Below are 15575 nucleotides of genomic sequence, written 5' to 3'. Positions count from 1 at the left end.
GGCTTTTCCCCCGGGCTTCGCACCCTCCCGTTACCAGGAACGCACGCCGGGACGGGGACAGGCCCTGAACACTGGCCTGGAACTACACCTTCCTCAACGGAACCTCCTCTCGGTGAGTTCACTCAGCTCAAGCAGCCTCGTGTCGCACGAAGCACTCCTCGATCGCCCAGCGCGACCCGGCGATCCGCACCAGCTCCTGGACCCTGGTCTCCAGAGGCGCGTAGGCGAGGTAGTAGGCGATCTCGTCGGGCCTGCTGATGCTGCGCCGGGCCAGCGCCCACCGCATCCGGTGGGGAATCTCGCCCTGGTAGTCGAACTCGGCAACGGCCGGCAGCCGCACCGCCGCCCAGTGGTAGACGCGCGGTCCCTTCGCGCCGTCTCCGCACGAGATCTTCTCCCACGCCTCGTCCGGCGCCTGCGCGAACAGACCCTCGATCCGTGAACAGCCCACGCTGAACTGGGACTTGGGCACGGCCAGCACGTAACCGATGCCCGACTGCTCCAGCAGCCGGCGAAATCGGTTGTCCTGACCGTAGGCGGAATCCGCAGTGACCCAGGCGATGGGCAGCGGCGAGGCGAGGGCCCGCAGCACCATGCGCCGGGCCAGTTCGCCCTTGGTGGCGAACTCGTGCTCGTCGGGGACCTTTGCGGTGCGGCAGCGTTCCCGGTCCTCGGTCCAGGACTTGGGAAGATACAGTTCCCGGTCAACCAGGGCCCGGCCGCGGGCGGAGGCGTAGGCGGCGAAGACGCCGATCTGGCAGTTCTCGGTGCGGCCCGCGGTCCCGGAATACTGGCGCTGAACCCCGGCCGAGGTGGTGCCCTTCTTGATGAACCCGGTGTCGTCGATGATGAGGACTCCGTCGCCCTCACTGAGTTTGTCAGCGACGTATTCCTGCAGGTCGTCGCGGATATCGTCGGGCTCCCACTTCGCGCCGGCAAGCAGGTGTTGCAGCCCGTCGGGAGTGGAGTGGCCTGCCTGCTCGGCCAGTTGCCAGCTGTTCTTGCGGGCTACCGGGGCGAGTAGCCCGCGCACGTAGTCACGCATGCGGCGGCGGAGCTCGACGCGGCGGAAACGGTGGCCGATGGCTAGCGTGCCCGACGTCCCCGAAGCCGCCGCCCGAGACGCACAGCGACGCGTGCGCCAACGGTTGCTGCAGCAGGGTTGGAAACTCACCCACGAAGGCGACCGTGCAGGCACAACCTTCCGCCAACTGGGCTTCCGATTCGAAAACCCAGAGGGAGGCGGCCAGGTCGACGTGCAGTGGAACGACTCGACCACGACCCTGTTCATCAGCGTCTATGCCCCCTGCGGGCAGGTTCCCGACGAGTTCGAGGAGTACGACTGGTCTGAAGCGGACTGGCACCCGAAAGAGCAACACACTGGGCCTTGAAGGACCCCTCCCGCCCCTGCGGCCTGGAAGCGACTGGTGTTCCAGGGGTTTGTGCTGAACACCGGCATCGGTTGGCAACACCTGCCACAGGAACTCGGCTTCGAGTCGGGCCAGCCTGCCGCAGCCCCTCGTCGGGAGACAGCGCCGCAGGCGGTGGCATCATTGCCCACACCCCGGGCCGTCCAGATCAGCGCCGCGACGCACCGGTGGCCGCCGCGTCGGGCGACGGCCACCGATCGGCGAAGCGTTACTGAATGCCGGGGATCTCGCGGCCCTTGAACACACTGCGGACGGTGTCCGCCGCGCTCGTGCCGTACATGCGCTCGGCGGTCGCGATCGTCGTCAGCGCCGCGTCCTTGAAACTGGTGTCGGGCGCGAAACCGAACTGGGCGTTGATGATGATGCGGTCAGCGGTCCTCGCGCCGAGCGCGTTGCGGATGTCGAAAAGCGCGCGGGACCAGATCTCGCCGTCCGCGTGGACCTCCCCCACCCGGTCCCCGTAGACCTTGCTTCCGTCGATGCGGCGCAGGCAGTGCGGGGCGCTGCTGTACGTGACCGAGTCCCAGTCGGCGACGCATGCCAGGTCGGCCTTCATCTGCCAGCCGTACTTGGCGTCCGCGTGTGCGCCGACCTCGACGGCGAGGTAGTCACCGAAGGCCTCGCCGATCGAGCCGGCCTCCAACGACGTGCCGAAGCCAGGCACTTGGGCGTGGTGCACGGCATGGCCGTACTCGTGGACGATCACCTCGGCGTCCTCGGCATCGTCCACACCGCCCTTACCGAAACGGATTTCCGCCTTCTTGTCGGTGAAGAAGGAATTGTCCGCACCCCACTGATTGATACGGACCGGCTGGACCCGGTCGTTGGCCCCGGGCAGTTCGCTGCCGAAACCGAGGCCCTGCAGGTACTCCTGTGCCTCGTTCACCCAGAAGTAGGCCATGACCTGCTCGAACTGTTCGTCATGCCGGGTGTACGAGCCGACGTCAGTTGTCTTCGCCGAGGCTCCCGTGTCGGATCTCACGGAGGCCCACGTGCCGGACAGGCCGCCACCGCCGTCCAGGTTTCGCAGCGAGGCGACGGCATATGCAGAGGTCGGTACGGCCCCAGCAGCATCCTTGGCGTCGGTGAGCAACTGATCACCGGACGACTGGACGGGATTGACCATGAAGACGCGGGCCTGCGGCGCAGTCGGGGCGGATCCGGAGGCCGAAGCCGAACCTGCCGGGACAGCCAGGGTGAACAGCGCCACTGTGGCGATCGCTGCTGCAGCCAGGCCGCGGGATGTGCGGCGAGCCATATACATCCTCCATCGATGCGATGTGATGAGCCGGACTTGGGGGGTGGCTCGGTGCGCGTGATCCTTGCGCATCATGGGTTGCTTTGGCCATGGGTCACCCATGAATTCGCCGACGAGAGGATTAGCCAGCAGGACAATCCGTTGCCGGACCAGGAACGCGCCGGACAAATCACGTCCGACGGAGCGGCGGCGCATCGGCTCTTCGCAGCCGAGCAGGGACATCATCAAGGCCGCGGCGGAGCGGTCGGGGCTCCTGGGCGACATGGTCGCGGGAATCGCCTGGCAGGAGGTCGGCGGACAGTGGGGATGGATGGACGACGGCGTCGACACCGTCCGGGGCCTCGCCAGGGACGGATGGCTGCCCATGGCTTCGGAGGCATTGCCCGACCGGCTCGGCGGCGACCCGGACGGGATGTCCTTCGGCCCCATCGCCATCCAGGTACACCGCGCCGCGGAGCAAGTCGGGGCCGTCAGGGCTGGGGATGCCCTGCGTGCTGTACGAGGCGGCGGCGTTCGAGGACCGCGGCGAGGGCGTAGGCGCCGCCGACTGCAATGGCCAGGACCCAGTAGAGGCCGGGGGTGCCGAGGAAGAGCGCCGCGGTGGAGGTCAGAGCCATCCAGACGCCGAGGCTGTAGTGCAGCAGGTTGCGGCGTGCGGCGCCCTCGGCGAGGTAGAGCAGGCCGACGATGAGGCCAGAGCCGGCGGGCCAGAGGATGGGGTGCAGTTCTGGCATGTCGAGGGCGGACGTCAGGCCGGTGATGGCGAGGAACAGGGCGGTGAACGCGGCGATCCAGGAGGCGCCGAGCAGTTTGCCGGAAAGGACGTCCGGCCCGGTGGCCCCGCGTTGGGCTCGCAGGGAGGCGATGGTGGCCTGGGTGATCCCGGTTGCCAGCCCGATTCCAAGGAGTGTGGTGGGCAGCCAGCCGGGCAGGCCGAGCAAGGGGCTGTCGCCCTGGGAGACTGCGGCGGAGCCGTGTCCGAGCAGGTAGGCGAGTCCGAAGCTGACGTAGGCCGCGCGGTTGTCGACCTCGTTCACGAGACGACTCGGGGTGGCACTGGCGCTGACAGCGACCGGAGAGTCGGGGGCTGCGATGGACATGGGGGAATCCTCCAGGGTGGCTTACGGATGTGAGTGAGGGGTTCGGCAAGAGCGCGGGCGGCTCCGGACTGTGTGCAGCAGCCGGGCCGCGGCGGGGGCGGTGACCTGACCCGACAGTCACCGCCCCGAAGGGGTGGTGGGCGGCTCCGGGAGCGTCAGCCCGGAACCGCCCACCGGCCGGTCGTCCCCGGCTGTTCCGCGGGACGGTGCGGGTCAGTCCTCGCTGTTGTCCAGGGCGCTGTCGGGGATCCAGGAGCCGTGGATTCCGGCGGTCACGCGGCGGGGCAGGCTGACGGTGGCAATCCGGTCGAGGCCGGTGGCGTCCAGGACCAGCAGTTGCGAGGCGTCCTGCTTGAGGTCGGAGATGACGGTGAGCAAGTAGCCGTCGTCCTCGTTGGTGGCGCCGGCCGCGGGGACGAACACCGCTTCGCTGGGCATCCGGGCGTCGCCGACCTGGTGGATGCGGCGGGCGCCGGTGGTGCGGTCGTACTTGACGACGCCATAACCCCCGAAACCTGCCTGGTCGGGGAAGGACACCGCGTACTGGTAGCGGTGCTCGGCGCCCAAATAGTCCTCGTTGAGGGTCGGAAACTCCACGGCGAGGTCGTCGGTGATCTGCTCGTCGACGGTACCGGCCGCAGTGTCGATCACCCAGCGGCGGGTGTAGGAGCGGGTGTTGGGCTCGGTTCCCCGCTCGGGCGCGCCGACCCACCAGTTCCAGGAGAGGTGGAATCCTTCGCGGTCCACGGTGGGGCCTTCCAGGACGATGCGGCCCTGGCCGTCCTCGTAGGCGTTGGCGACGTGCAGCATGTTGCCGGGTTCGATGGAGAACCAGCGGACGTGCCGGGCACCATCGCCCGTGCGCGGCATGACGCCGATGCGGGAGGGCTGCTGGTCGCTCCAGCCGTAGGGGATGCCGGAGTGCTCAGCGGGGTCGAAGGTGACGTTGCCTTCGATGAAGACGACGTGGCGGCGGGTGATGGCGAAGTCGTGCTTGAGTGAGGCGGTCGCGCCCGGGATCTCGGCGCTGTGGACGATCTCGCCCTTGGCGTCGGAGACGTAGTACTCGAGGTAGGGCGGGAACGGCGAGGAGCCGAAGAAGTGGAGCTCCCCCGTCACCGGGTCCTCCTTGGGATGTGCGGTCATGGCCGTGCGCAGCCGGCCGTTGAAGTCATGGGCGCCGACCGTCTCCAGGTCCGGGGTGAGCTCGAAGGGGAAGTTCGCCTCGCACAGTGCGAGCAGTCGTCCGGCGTGCTCGATGACGTGGGTCCCGGCGGTGCTCACGGTCAGGTCCGGGCCACGCTCGGTCATGTAGGGGGCGCCGTCCAGGGCGGGGGTGTGCACCCAGCGGTTGCGGTACCACTCGGCGCGGCCCTCGCGGAGCCGGATCCCATGGACCATGCCGCTGCCCTTGAACCAGTGGGTCGGGGTGACGCCGGGCTTGGGGTTGTGGCTGTTGCGGATCAGGCGGCCGGTCAGTTCGGGGGGCAGGGTGCCCTCGACGGTGAGGCCGGTGGCGGTGATCTCGTCGGCGACGGGGGTGTAGTGGCCGGTCAGGTAAGGCTTGCTGCTCATGTTCGGGTCCTCGGAGTTCGTCGTCGTTGTCGTGCGTGGCGTGTTGTGGTGTGGGGTCTCAGGTCGTCTGCTCGGCGCGGGCCTTGAGGCAGTCGAGCCAGCTCTCCAGCGAGGTCTTCAGGGCCGCGGCAAGTTCGTCGACCGCGGCGTCGACGGCGTCTCCGCTCCAGGACTCTTCGGTGTGGACGATGACGTGGTCGCCGGTCTGCTCGAAGGTCCATGCGTGGATGCCGACTATGCCGTCGACGGTCCCGCCCCAGACGATCCGCTGTTCGGGGATCAGTTCGTGGATGGTGGAGGTGATGTTCAGCCCGTGGGTGCGCCAGGTGAAGTCGGTGCCGACCGCCGCCGGTCCGCTGAGCCTGGCCTGGTCGATGTCGGCGTTCCAGACCGGCCAGTTGTCGATGTCGGTGTGCAGCGACCAGACGGTGGCGAGGGGGGCGTGGATGGTCGTCGTCAGACTGACGACGACGGGGGCGGTGGAGTCAATGGTGTGCATGTGATGGCCGCATCGGTGGTGGTGGATGGGGTGGTCGGCTACCGGGTGCTGGATCAGGCAATGGGGGTGCACTGGGCCGCCCGGTCCTGCTGGGGCGGCGTCGTGGAAGCGGTCGCGGTGGGCGCGAGGATGCCGCGGGTAGTGCGGCTGCGGCGGGTGAGCGGCAGGGCGAGGAGTGCGGCGACGGCCAGCACCGCGGACGAGACCATGAAGGCGGCTCGGTAACCGGCGCTGAGCGCCTCCACATGGGGCTGGTGGGTGGATGCCTGGGCAGTGACGGAGCCGGCCAGGGTGGCCAGTGTGGCGAGACCGATCACGCCGCCGACCTGGCGGGTGGTGTTCACCAGCCCGCCGGCCAGACCCGCGTCCTGTGGCGGGACACCGTCCACGGCGAGTGCGGTGAGCTGGACGAAGGCGATACTCAGGCCGAGTCCGAACAGGATGCTCGGACCGAGGACATCGGCGAGGTAGCTCCCGTCGGCGCTGAGCCGTGACAGCCACAGCAGTCCGGCGGCTTCGGTGAGCAGGGCCGCAGTCACCGTTGCGGTGCGGCCGATACGCCGGGAGATGCGAGGTGCGACGACGGCGCCGAACATATTGGCTGCGGCGAGCGGGAGTTGGCCCGCTCCGGTGGCCAAGGGGTCCATTCCGAGGACCTGCTGCTGGTAGAGCGGCAGGAAGAAGAACAGCGCGATCCACACGGACCCCTGAAGGGCCATCAGCAGGTTTCCTGCGGCGACGCGGCCAGTGGTGAACAGTCGCGGGGGTATCAGCGCATTCGGCCGGCGGATCTCGATCACGGCGAAGGCCGCGAGCAGCGTGCCGGCACCGGCGAGGGCGCCCAGCACTTGTACGTCCGTCCAGCCGGTGCCACGCGCGGTGGTCAGGCCCCAGACCAGGCAGGTCAGGGCGAGTGTGACGGTGGCGGTGCCCAGGAGATCGAATCGTGCGGACTTCCGAACAGCAGCCTGCGGCACGAGGGCAGCCACGGCGATGAGGACCAACACCGCCCCGAGCGCGACGGAGTAGAAGATCCAGGGCCAGCCCCACGCCTGGGTGAGCAGGCCGCCCAGAAGGACGCCTCCCGCTCCTCCCGCGCCGGATACTGCGCCCCACACGCCCAAAGCTTTGCCGCGTCCAGGGCCGGACGGGAACAGGCCCATCGCCAGGGCGAGTGCGGCTGGGGCGATCGCGGCGGCGCCGAGTCCCTGAATGACGCGGGCGGCGATCAGGACGCCCGTGGAGGTGGCCAGTCCTGCTGCCAGCGAGGCCCCCGCGAACAGCGCGAGGCCGGCGATCAGCACAGGGCGGCGGCCGAGGAGGTCGGCGGCCCGCCCCCCGGCCAGCAGCAGCGCACCGAACGCCAGGCTGTAGGCGTTGATCACCCAGGTGGTGCCGTCGGCCGACAGGCCAACCCCGGCACGGATCTGCGGCAGCGCCACGTTCACGATCGAGGTGGCGAGCATGACGGTGAACTGCGCAGCGGCGAGCGCCGCGAGTACGGCCCCCGGCGGTCGAGCGGGGGATGCCTGGTCCTTCGTGCGTCCAAGGTTCATGGCGCACAGCCTCGTGTCGGGCGGTGTCCACTTTCCATGCTCAGCGGGGGCGTTGACTGTCCAGTCCTGTCCGAACCCGTCCACGAGGAGACCTGCCACGGATGTACACAGGCGCACTCCGAGTGCTCACGGCTCCGGATCCACGCGGCATCACAAACGAGTTCGCACGACAGGACGGCCAGGTCTCCTCCTTCTCCGCCGCTGCGTCGCCCGGATCGCCACCGACGTCACCGGTACGCGGACAGGGCGACCCGAATCGGGAGGGTTCCCGCCATGGCCAGCAGGGCGGATACAGGGTTGTGAGCCCGCGCGTTCGGCGGCTGTCATCGTGCTTCACTGCGGTGCCGTGCGCCCCTGGCAGGTGCCTGGAGTCGGCTGGATGGTGCGAAGTGACGGCCTGCCGGGGCAAGTTGACGGCATGGACAAGGTGACGCACCCGGGTCCGCCGGGGGTGATGTGCGGATGGCCGCGATGATCGGGAGTGTGACCCGAGAACGCTACGACGAGTTGGTCAAGCTGGGCCGGGACTGGGTCGCCATGATGAGCAGTGCCCAGTGGCGGCTCGGGGATGCGGCTGTGGAAATCGAGCCGATGCGCTCGTATGGGGGTGCGAATCCGTCCGGGAAGGACGACCTGTTCACGGTCAGCGAGGCCATCCGGATGTTCGCCGAAGACGTGGGTCTGGCTTACACGACGGTCCGCAGTTACCGGTGGGTGTCCACACGCTGGCCGAAGGAGCGCCGGCGTGCGGACGTCTCGCACACGATCCACAAGATCCTGGCCAGCATCCCCGATGAGCAGGAACGTTTCGAGGCGGTCAACAACCTGCCTCCCAACTCCCGCGGCGGACAGGCCCGGTGGTCGCACGACAGCGCGAAGCGGGTCGTGGGCTGGAAGGTCGACTCCCCGGAGAGCGTCCAGGAGAAGGTCGAGGCGATCCACGACCTGGCCACCGACGATGCGGGCGCGGCCGTGGTGACCACCGACTTCCTGCGCCGTCCGGCGGTCGCCGACAAGGCCATGGCCGACGACACCGCCCGGCACGCGGTCAACGAAGCCCAGTTCGACCGGTTCCGCCAGCAGGCCCAGTTCGTGCACCAGGAGGCAGCCCCGCAACTGCAGCGCATGGAGCACAGCGCCCAGTTCATGGACCTGGTCGCGGCCTGCGCTCAGTTCGTCACTACAGCTGGCAGGATCGTTCCCAGCCTGCGCGGCGAACACTACGACGACGCCGAGCGCGACACCATCGGCCGGGGCCTCTCTCGAGTACGTGCCGCGGCCGACTGGATCGAGAACGCCGTCACCCGCGGCGAAGTCGACCTGGACGAGCAGCTGATGAGGCTGCTGAAGGGCTCAGGTGAGTAGGCGATGGGGCCGGGGGGTCCTCCCCGCTCACGTCCACGCCGAAGCGATCCTCAGCGCCCTGCAGGAGGCCCGCCCCGCCGGACTGACCATCACCCAGCTCATGGCCGCCACCGAACGCACCCGCGCGCAGATCCACACCGGGCTCGCACACCTGCGCCAGGTCGCCGCCGCGCGTGGTCTGCCGCCCGTGACCTGGGACAGGAAGTGGGGATACCGGCTGCTGGACGACGCGCCGGAGGTGTGGATCGGCTACGAGCGGGCCTTCTTCCATGCCGTGCACCACCGCGTCGCCAACTTCATCGCCGGGACCCTCCTCCCGCACCACACCGAGATCCCCGACGACCCCTATATCCGCACCGTCATGGCCCAGATGGGCGCGGTCGAGTCCACCCTTCAACTGCTGGCCAACCTGGAGTGAAGCAGAGCAGAAAGGCAGGCAACGGACCGCGACCGCACCGCAGTTGGCTCCTGATTCCCAGATCGCGGCCCCACCCCCGTGATGCTGCCGCACTACCGCTACCCCTCCGACACCAGTGACGTGGAATGGTTCCTGCTGGAGCCCCTTCTCCCCGTGCCCGCATGCCAGACCCCCAAGGGCGGCGCCCCGGAGAAGTGGCCCCGCCGACGCGTCGTCGACACGATCCGCTACATCACCGACAACGGGGCGAAGTGGAGGGCGTTGCCCGCCGGCTTTGGCATCCCCTGGCGCACCGTGTTCGGGTATTTCGCCCGCTGGGCGAAGGCCGGCGTTCCGGCTGCCCGGGCGGGGGTGACGAGCAGAGGATGTGACACAGCTTCTGAGCTTGTTCTTTTTCTTCCGGTCTCGAATGGCGACTCGAACTATGTCGCTCGCCTGGGCATTCGCCGGACGTGAGGGCGGCCTTCGCTTGATCCTGTGCTCCGTCACAGAGGTACGGGATCAACCGAAGGCCGTTGTCATGAGTGTGGTGTGCCGTGATGTCCGGCGCGAAGCGTTCGCGGAAGCGTCACGCTTCCGGGGCGAGTTCTACGAGTGTCTGACCGCCCGGCGTGACGAACTGTTCGAGCTCACCGACGCGCTGCTGTGCGTCGACGGGCCGGTCCTCTCGCCGGTGGAGTTGACGCTGGTGCCCGAGCACCGGCGTGGTCACGGCGCGTTGTACGGCGCTCTCAACCGCGGCCGGATCGACATCGAGCGGCTGCGCACTTTGCTCGCCGGGCTGCCGCTGCCCCGATTCGAAGACCGACGTCTGGTGCTGGCGGTCGATGTGTCGCCGTGGCTGCGGTCGGACGCGCCATGCTCTGCGGACAGGCTGTTCTGCCACGTCTACGGGCGGGCGAAAACGGCTTCGCAGTTCATCCCGGGCTGGCCGTACTCCTTCGTCGCCGTCTTGGAGCCCGGGGCCACGTCATGGACAGGGATCTTGGACGTGGTCCGGCTCGGACCTGAGGACGACGCGACCGCGGTTACCGCCGCCCAGCTGAGGGCCGTGGTCGAGCGGCTCGTCGCGGCCAGCCAATGGCAGTCCGGGGACCCGGACATCACAATCGTCATGGACGCCGGCTATGACGTCACCCGCCTGGCCTGGGTCCTGCGGGACCTTCCCGTCGAACTGGTCGGCCGGGTCCGCTCGGACCGGGTGATGCGCTGTCCTGCACCCTCGCGTGAGGAGTTCCATCGCGCCCATCCCCGCGGCGGCCACCCGCCCAAGCACGGGCCGGAGTTCCGCTTCGCCAAACCGGAGACCTGGCCCGAGGCAGCGATCACCACGGCCACCGACACGGTGAACTACGGCAAGGCCGAGGCTCAGGCGTGGGACCGGGTCCACCCGCGGCTGACCCACCGCTCGGCCTGGCTCGAGCACGACGGTGAACTTCCCATTGTCGAGGGCACCTTGATCCGGTTGAAGGTCGAGCACCTCTCGAAGGACCGGGAGGCCCCGCCGGTCTGGCTGTGGTCCTCGAAGACCGGCGCCGCCCCAGCCGACGTGGACCTGTGGTGGCAGGTGTTCCTCAGGAGGTTCGATCTTGAGCACACCTTCAGGTTCGGAAAGCAGACGCTCGGCTGGACCACTCCGAAGATCCGTACTCCTGAGGCGGCGGACCGCTGGACCTGGCTCCTGGTCGTCGCCCACACCCAGCTCCGCCTCGCCCGACCGCTCGCCGCCGACCTCCGTCGCCCCTGGGAGAAGCCGGTCAAGCCCGAACGCCTCACCCCTGCCCGGGTCCGCCGAGGGTTCAGGAACATCCGAGCCCACCTGCTCTGCCCCGCCCGTGTTCCCCAACCGCGCGGCACCGGTCCGGACGGCCGCCCGGAACCAAGAACCGCCGTCCCGCACCCCGCTACGACGTGGGCAAGACCGTCAAACGCCCCGAGACCCTCAAAGCCATCGGCAGACCCGGAAGATCTTGGTAGATAAAGAACAAGCTGAGGGTCTCGGCGCTTCCGGGCGACCCGCCGGAGGACCTTGGTCACCACCTCGTCCTGATGGTCACCGAGTCCCTCACCCCGGACCCACCTTTCGATCACCGGCTTAAACCGCTCGTAGTCCTGCCTGAGCCGTTCGGTCATTTCCGGCGACAACGCCGGTTCACGCCCATCAACCGCCGTGGTGGACGGTGACTCCGTGCGCGCAGCGGGGACGGACGCACAGTCGGCTTCCGTGTCGGCCGGCGTCTGATCGGCGCCGCCGCCGGTGCCCCGCAGTGGTCGTGCCATGGGGCGGTCATCAGGCCTGGGGGCGTACATGGGCTGGATCCATCAGGACGACGAATCAGACCACGAGGGGTTCGTCGTCCCGTCCTGCCGAACGGTGAAGATGCGCCCCGGGACACGTGGCAGGACACCGAAGCGGCCAACACGCAGGACCAGAAATGGGCATGGAGCATCAAGTACGACGGCGCCGACGGCCAGCCGCGGGCCACGGGCATCAGGATCATCTGCCTGTGCGGCTGGAAGGGACCCCGCCAGAAGGTCGACTTCGCGATCCCAGACTGCAGAGGAAGTGCTGCGCCGGCAGTGGTACCACCACGCCGAAGTCAGCATGGCCAGGACCCTCCCCCCTCATGTCCAGAGGCTGTTCGACGAGCTGGAGGAAGCCGTGCTCGGCCCTGGCTGCACCGCCGCGAAGCCGGACGACCTCGACGACACACGCCCCCTCGCCGCCATCTACGCCGCCACCCTGTTGCGGGACCACGCCGAGCGCTGGCAGAAGACGGCTGTCCGCGCCCGCCAAGGCCGACTACTCCTGGAAGGAAATCGCCCGCCCCGTGGGCAGGGCCAAGCAGTCGGCACACGGAAAATTCCGCAATTTCACCGAGGCTTAGCCATCCCCAGGCGCGTGCGGCTGTTCGGGGCCGACTGGGCAAACCGGGTGGAGGGTTCCCCTTTCCGGCCCGGTCCTCCGGGATGGCCTCTACCTCGTGGCGACGATGTGCATAGGGGCCCTGGCTGGGACGAGGAGGCGCGGCACAGCGATGGACACCGGCGACGACGTGGGGGCGAATCCCCCAGACACCGCGCGGCATAGGCGGAAATGGAAGACGGCTGAGCGGTTGCTGGCGGCGCTGGCAGCACTGATCGCCGTGATCGGCGGCGCAGTGTGGGTGGTCCACGGGGTGACCAGGGACTCCCCGGTGGAGAAGGAGCAGAAGCTGGTCGAGCAGCTAAGACCGGGGCAGACCCTGGACCGCGCGACCGAGATCATGGACAACAAGCCGCACTACACGCAGAGGCTGGCATCCGGCAACAGGCTCTACCAATACAACCGGAAATGGGAGCGCATCCAGCTCTTGGTGGACCCGGATAACATCAGCGTACTGTCCGTGGGGATCTTTGCGGACAGAACAGACTTCCGCCCCTCATTTCCGCTCGGAACAGAGAGCAAGCTGACCATCAACCGCACTCCGTACGGTGAGGTACTCGGCGAGCCCTCTCGCGTATTCGGCGGCTGCGGGGTCCACTCCGGCAGCTACTTTGAGACCCACTCCTTGGGTGAGACAGGAGTGGGAGCCATCATCGCCGTGGGCATCCACGACTCCTTCCGGGGCAACACCAGCATGGGCCCTTCGTGCGGAGGACTCCAGAAAGCCCCGGAAGACTGCGTCCCCTCCGAGATCGAGGACACTGGCGCCTGGCGGCCCCGCAACAACCCCCAGTGCCTGACATCCACTCCCGCAGGCGACTTTCGGAAGAACACTGCCATCGCCGCACTCGTTGTCACCAAGCAACTCGGCCTGACGGAAGACATGTTCCAGTCCCCATACGTACTAGCTGGCGGGAACGACTGACTAGTAGGGCTCCCGTTACTGAGCTTTTCGGGTTGTCGTCGGGTAGTGACGGTTGATGATCCCTGCGGTATGCCGGTTGTATGCGTTATCCGGAGGGTGGGGGCCTGACCGCTGAGCGTCGGGCGTTTCGGAGAAGATCCGGCTCCAGGCCGGAGAACGGTTCGTGGCGGGCGAGAAGACCGCGGTGATCGCGAAGGACCTGCGGGTGAGCGTGAGGTCGGTGGAACGCTGGCGCCGCGCCTGGCGCGAGGGCGGGCTCGAGGGCCTCCGATCGGCAGGCCCGGCCAACGAGCCGACCGTCACCAGTGCCCAGTTCGCCGTGCTCGAGGAGGAACTGGGCAAGGGCCCGGCCGGGCACGGCTTCGAGGATCAGCGGTGGACTCTGGTGCGGGTGCAGACGGTGATCCGCCGCCTGTTCGGGCTGAGTCTGTCGGTGGCGGCTGCTGAAACGGCACGGCTGGTCCTGGCAGGCACCCGCCCGCAGAGCCCTCGATCGCGACGGACACGCCGTCGGGCTGTGGAAGAGGGAGGTGTGGCCGCGGGTAAAAGCCTCGCGGCGGTCCACGGGGGCTGGATCGTCTTCGAGGACGAAGCCGGATTCTCCATGACGCCGCCCCGCGCCCGCACCTGGGGCCGGCGCGGACACACGCCCGTGATCCGGGTCCGGGCAGGTCCCGCCGCAGAACCCCGGTCGCCGCGCTGTGCTGCTACAACCCCGACGGGCAAAGCCGCCTCATCTACCGGCCCCGCCACCACCTGCTGCTGAAGGGCGCCAGGAAGAGCTTCTCCTGGAACGACTACCGAGACCTGCTGGTACGGGCTCACATCCAGCCCGGCGGCCCGATCGTGGTGGTCTGGGACAATCTCAACACCCATCTCGCGGCCTGCCTGAAACGGTATGAGGCCGAACACGACTGGCTCACCACCATCCGCCTCGCGTACCGCCCCGTGCAGCCGGGCCGCGGGCGATCAACGCGAGCCGGTCCCCGCGAGCACCGAACCCCACTGCGCAGGCGCGTCGAGTGCCGCCGCTGGCCCCGATGACCACCACGGTCCGCCCGGTCGGCTGATGAAGTGTCATAGAGGGCGGGTTCCCGCGATCGACGCCGCTACCTGCGCGGACGACGTGGACGCCAGGAAGCCAGCCCCCGACCTCGTCCACGCCGCCCTGGAGAAGGCGGGCGTCGGGCCCGACCAGGCGGTGTACGTCGGCGACACCCCGTGGGACGTGCAGGCCGCCCCCAGGTGCCGTGCATCGCGGTCCTGTCCGCCGGCTTCGGCGAGCACCCTTCGCGCGGCCGGGCGGCGGAAGGCGGAGCGGGCGGATGCCCGGTACGCCGTCCGGCTCAGCCCCGCCCGCGCGGCTGCGGGAGAGCGGGCAGCGTGGTTCCCATGGGAACCCTCATTGCGCGTATCACCGCCGCCGCGCGGGCGGACGGCGGCGACGACGGTGTTGGCGTCCGGGCTCTGAAAGTGCTCGACGCTGTGGGCGGGGCCGAGGAACTGGATGCGGTCGCCGCGCCGCTGAAGCGCGTCGTCCAGGGCCTTCCGCTGGGGCGGCTGCGCGGGGTGCTGCATGGCCGGCCCCTGGGGCACCCGCTGCACCCCGCCCTGGTACAGGTTCCGGTTGGCGCTTGGCTGTCCGCGGGCGTTCTCGACCTGGTGCCCGGCTCGGAGCGCGCCGCGCGCCTGCTTGTCGCGGTCGGCGTGGTCACCGCCGCCCCGGCGGCGTGGACGGGATGGGTCGATTGGGCCGAGCAGCACGAGCAGCAGATGCGCACCGGCCTGCTGCACGCGGCGTCGATCGCGGCTGCGGTGGGTCTGTACGGTGCGTCGTGGGCGGCCCGCTCACGCGGCCGTAACGGGCTGGGGCGCGCGCTCGGCTTCGCCGGACTGACCGCGGCCGGCAGCGGGGCCGCGATCGGCGGCCACCTCGCCTACCGGCAGGCGGCCGGCGCGAACAAGACGGAGCCTGTCCTCCACCTGATCGAGCCCGGCTGGCACACCCTCGGGCGCTTGGACGAGTTCACGATCGGTGAGGCGGCGCGCCGGATGGTCGGCGAGGTGCCGGTGCTGGTGGTGCGGGAAGCCCAGGACGTGTTCCACGTCCTGGCCGATCGGTGCAGCCACTTCTCCGGCCCCCTCTCGCAGGGCGAGGTCACCGACGGCTGCGTGACGTGCCCCTGGCACGGCAGCGTCTTCCGCCTCTCGGACGGCTGGAACGTGGGCGGCCCCGCCACCGCCCCGCAGCCGCGATTCGCCACCCGCACGGACAGCGACGGCAACCTTCAAGCGCGCCTGCCCGGCGCCGGCTGAGTGCGCTGGCCCGCCACCGGGGCAGCCCTCGTGCAGCATCATGCCGCACCCGCGCTTTCAGCGTCAGCGATTCCACCAGCGTCTGGTTGATCCGGACGCTGCGAGGCGCGTCAATGCGTGCCGTAGCTTGGTCAGCCGCCGCCGACGCGGAGAAGCGCTGGGCGGTTCTGTGAACTCTGGGGGTGTGGCGACGACGAAGGTCTCGCC

General features: G+C 69.1%; 14 protein-coding genes and 3 pseudogenes. 11 read left to right on the top strand and 6 right to left on the bottom strand.

Going from position 1 to position 15575, the window contains the following annotated elements; genetic code table 11:
* Positions 1-127 precede the first annotated feature (127 nt).
* Positions 128-1174, bottom strand: coding sequence for an IS701 family transposase (locus tag OG293_RS38595; RefSeq protein WP_406003378.1), 1047 nt, complete (start codon positions 1172-1174; stop codon positions 128-130).
* On the opposite strand from OG293_RS38595, the gene OG293_RS38590 reads away from it, so the two are divergent.
* Positions 1092-1391: a hypothetical protein gene (locus tag OG293_RS38590; RefSeq protein ID WP_406003876.1), complete on the top strand. Its 300-nt coding sequence runs from the start codon at positions 1092-1094 to the stop codon at positions 1389-1391. The two genes, OG293_RS38595 and OG293_RS38590, sit on opposite strands and share 83 nt — an antisense overlap.
* A 247-nt stretch (positions 1392-1638) precedes the next feature.
* On the opposite strand, the gene OG293_RS38585 is transcribed toward OG293_RS38590, so the two are convergent.
* The 5 genes from OG293_RS38585 to OG293_RS38565 all read right to left on the bottom strand — a co-directional run bounded on the left by OG293_RS38585 (position 1639) and on the right by OG293_RS38565 (position 7418).
* A complete protein-coding gene (locus tag OG293_RS38585) occupies positions 1639-2688 on the bottom strand; it encodes a M36 family metallopeptidase (RefSeq protein ID WP_406003377.1) in 1050 nt (349 codons plus the stop codon).
* A gap of 470 nt (positions 2689-3158) precedes the next feature.
* Positions 3159-3788 (bottom strand): ABC transporter permease, encoded by a 630-nt coding sequence (locus tag OG293_RS38580; RefSeq protein WP_406003376.1) that lies wholly within the window; start codon positions 3786-3788, stop codon positions 3159-3161.
* A 213-nt stretch (positions 3789-4001) separates the two neighbouring features.
* Positions 4002-5363: a carotenoid oxygenase family protein gene (locus tag OG293_RS38575; protein WP_406003375.1), complete on the bottom strand. Its 1362-nt coding sequence runs from the start codon at positions 5361-5363 to the stop codon at positions 4002-4004.
* A 58-nt stretch (positions 5364-5421) separates the two neighbouring features.
* Positions 5422-5862, bottom strand: coding sequence for an SRPBCC family protein (locus OG293_RS38570; protein WP_406003374.1), 441 nt, complete (start codon positions 5860-5862; stop codon positions 5422-5424).
* A gap of 53 nt (positions 5863-5915) precedes the next feature.
* Positions 5916-7418: an MFS transporter gene (locus OG293_RS38565; protein WP_406003373.1), complete on the bottom strand. Its 1503-nt coding sequence runs from the start codon at positions 7416-7418 to the stop codon at positions 5916-5918.
* Between the two features lie 483 nt (positions 7419-7901).
* Between OG293_RS38565 and OG293_RS38560 the strand changes: the two genes are divergently transcribed.
* The 10 genes and pseudogenes from OG293_RS38560 to OG293_RS38515 all read left to right on the top strand — a co-directional run bounded on the left by OG293_RS38560 (position 7902) and on the right by OG293_RS38515 (position 15368).
* On the top strand, positions 7902-8783 hold the full coding sequence (locus tag OG293_RS38560; RefSeq protein WP_406003372.1) for a DUF6192 family protein: 882 nt from the start codon (positions 7902-7904) through the stop codon (positions 8781-8783).
* Positions 8776-9201 (top strand): hypothetical protein, encoded by a 426-nt coding sequence (locus OG293_RS38555; RefSeq protein ID WP_406003371.1) that lies wholly within the window; start codon positions 8776-8778, stop codon positions 9199-9201. Before OG293_RS38560 ends, OG293_RS38555 begins: the two co-directional genes overlap by 8 nt.
* An 81-nt stretch (positions 9202-9282) precedes the next feature.
* Positions 9283-9657, top strand: a complete 375-nt coding sequence (locus OG293_RS38550; RefSeq protein WP_406003839.1) for a transposase — start codon at positions 9283-9285, stop codon at positions 9655-9657.
* Between the two features lie 64 nt (positions 9658-9721).
* A pseudogene (locus OG293_RS38545) lies at positions 9722-11178 on the top strand (NF041680 family putative transposase).
* 1061 nt (positions 11179-12239) lie between these two features.
* Positions 12240-13052, top strand: a complete 813-nt coding sequence (locus OG293_RS38540; RefSeq protein WP_406003370.1) for a hypothetical protein — start codon at positions 12240-12242, stop codon at positions 13050-13052.
* Positions 13053-13215: 163 nt separating this feature from the next.
* Positions 13216-13503: pseudogene (locus tag OG293_RS38535) on the top strand (helix-turn-helix domain-containing protein); the annotation flags it as partial.
* Positions 13493-13660, top strand: a complete 168-nt coding sequence (locus OG293_RS38530) for a winged helix-turn-helix domain-containing protein (protein WP_406003838.1) — start codon at positions 13493-13495, stop codon at positions 13658-13660. The pseudogene OG293_RS38535 and the gene OG293_RS38530, both read left to right, overlap by 11 nt.
* Positions 13657-13988 (top strand): annotated as a pseudogene (locus tag OG293_RS38525) (DDE endonuclease); the annotation flags it as partial. The gene OG293_RS38530 and the pseudogene OG293_RS38525, both read left to right, overlap by 4 nt.
* Positions 13951-14523, top strand: a complete 573-nt coding sequence (locus OG293_RS38520; RefSeq protein WP_406003369.1) for an HAD family hydrolase — start codon at positions 13951-13953, stop codon at positions 14521-14523. The pseudogene OG293_RS38525 and the gene OG293_RS38520, both read left to right, overlap by 38 nt.
* Positions 14436-15368: a Rieske 2Fe-2S domain-containing protein gene (locus OG293_RS38515; RefSeq protein ID WP_406003368.1), complete on the top strand. Its 933-nt coding sequence runs from the start codon at positions 14436-14438 to the stop codon at positions 15366-15368. Before OG293_RS38520 ends, OG293_RS38515 begins: the two co-directional genes overlap by 88 nt.
* Positions 15369-15575: the final 207 nt, after the last annotated feature.

Origin of the sequence: Streptomyces sp. NBC_00829 (assembly GCF_045161795.1) — a bacterium.
GTDB lineage: Bacteria > Actinomycetota > Actinomycetes > Streptomycetales > Streptomycetaceae > Streptomyces.
This window is presented reverse-complemented; position numbering and strand designations above follow the sequence as displayed.

What these genes read in the sequence shown, in the direction of transcription:
- OG293_RS38575 (WP_406003375.1), bottom strand. Translation starts at nt 5,363, where the DNA reads ATGAGCAGCAAGCCTTACCTGACCGGCCACTACACCCCCGTCGCCGAC.
- OG293_RS38565 (WP_406003373.1), bottom strand. Translation starts at nt 7,418, where the DNA reads ATGAACCTTGGACGCACGAAGGACCAGGCATCCCCCGCTCGACCGCCG.
- OG293_RS38550 (WP_406003839.1), top strand. Translation starts at nt 9,283, where the DNA reads ATGCTGCCGCACTACCGCTACCCCTCCGACACCAGTGACGTGGAATGG.
- OG293_RS38580 (WP_406003376.1), bottom strand. Translation starts at nt 3,788, where the DNA reads ATGTCCATCGCAGCCCCCGACTCTCCGGTCGCTGTCAGCGCCAGTGCC.
- OG293_RS38540 (WP_406003370.1), top strand. Translation starts at nt 12,240, where the DNA reads ATGGACACCGGCGACGACGTGGGGGCGAATCCCCCAGACACCGCGCGG.
- OG293_RS38585 (WP_406003377.1), bottom strand. Translation starts at nt 2,688, where the DNA reads ATGGCTCGCCGCACATCCCGCGGCCTGGCTGCAGCAGCGATCGCCACA.
- OG293_RS38570 (WP_406003374.1), bottom strand. Translation starts at nt 5,862, where the DNA reads ATGCACACCATTGACTCCACCGCCCCCGTCGTCGTCAGTCTGACGACG.
- OG293_RS38520 (WP_406003369.1), top strand. Translation starts at nt 13,951, where the DNA reads ATGAGGCCGAACACGACTGGCTCACCACCATCCGCCTCGCGTACCGCC.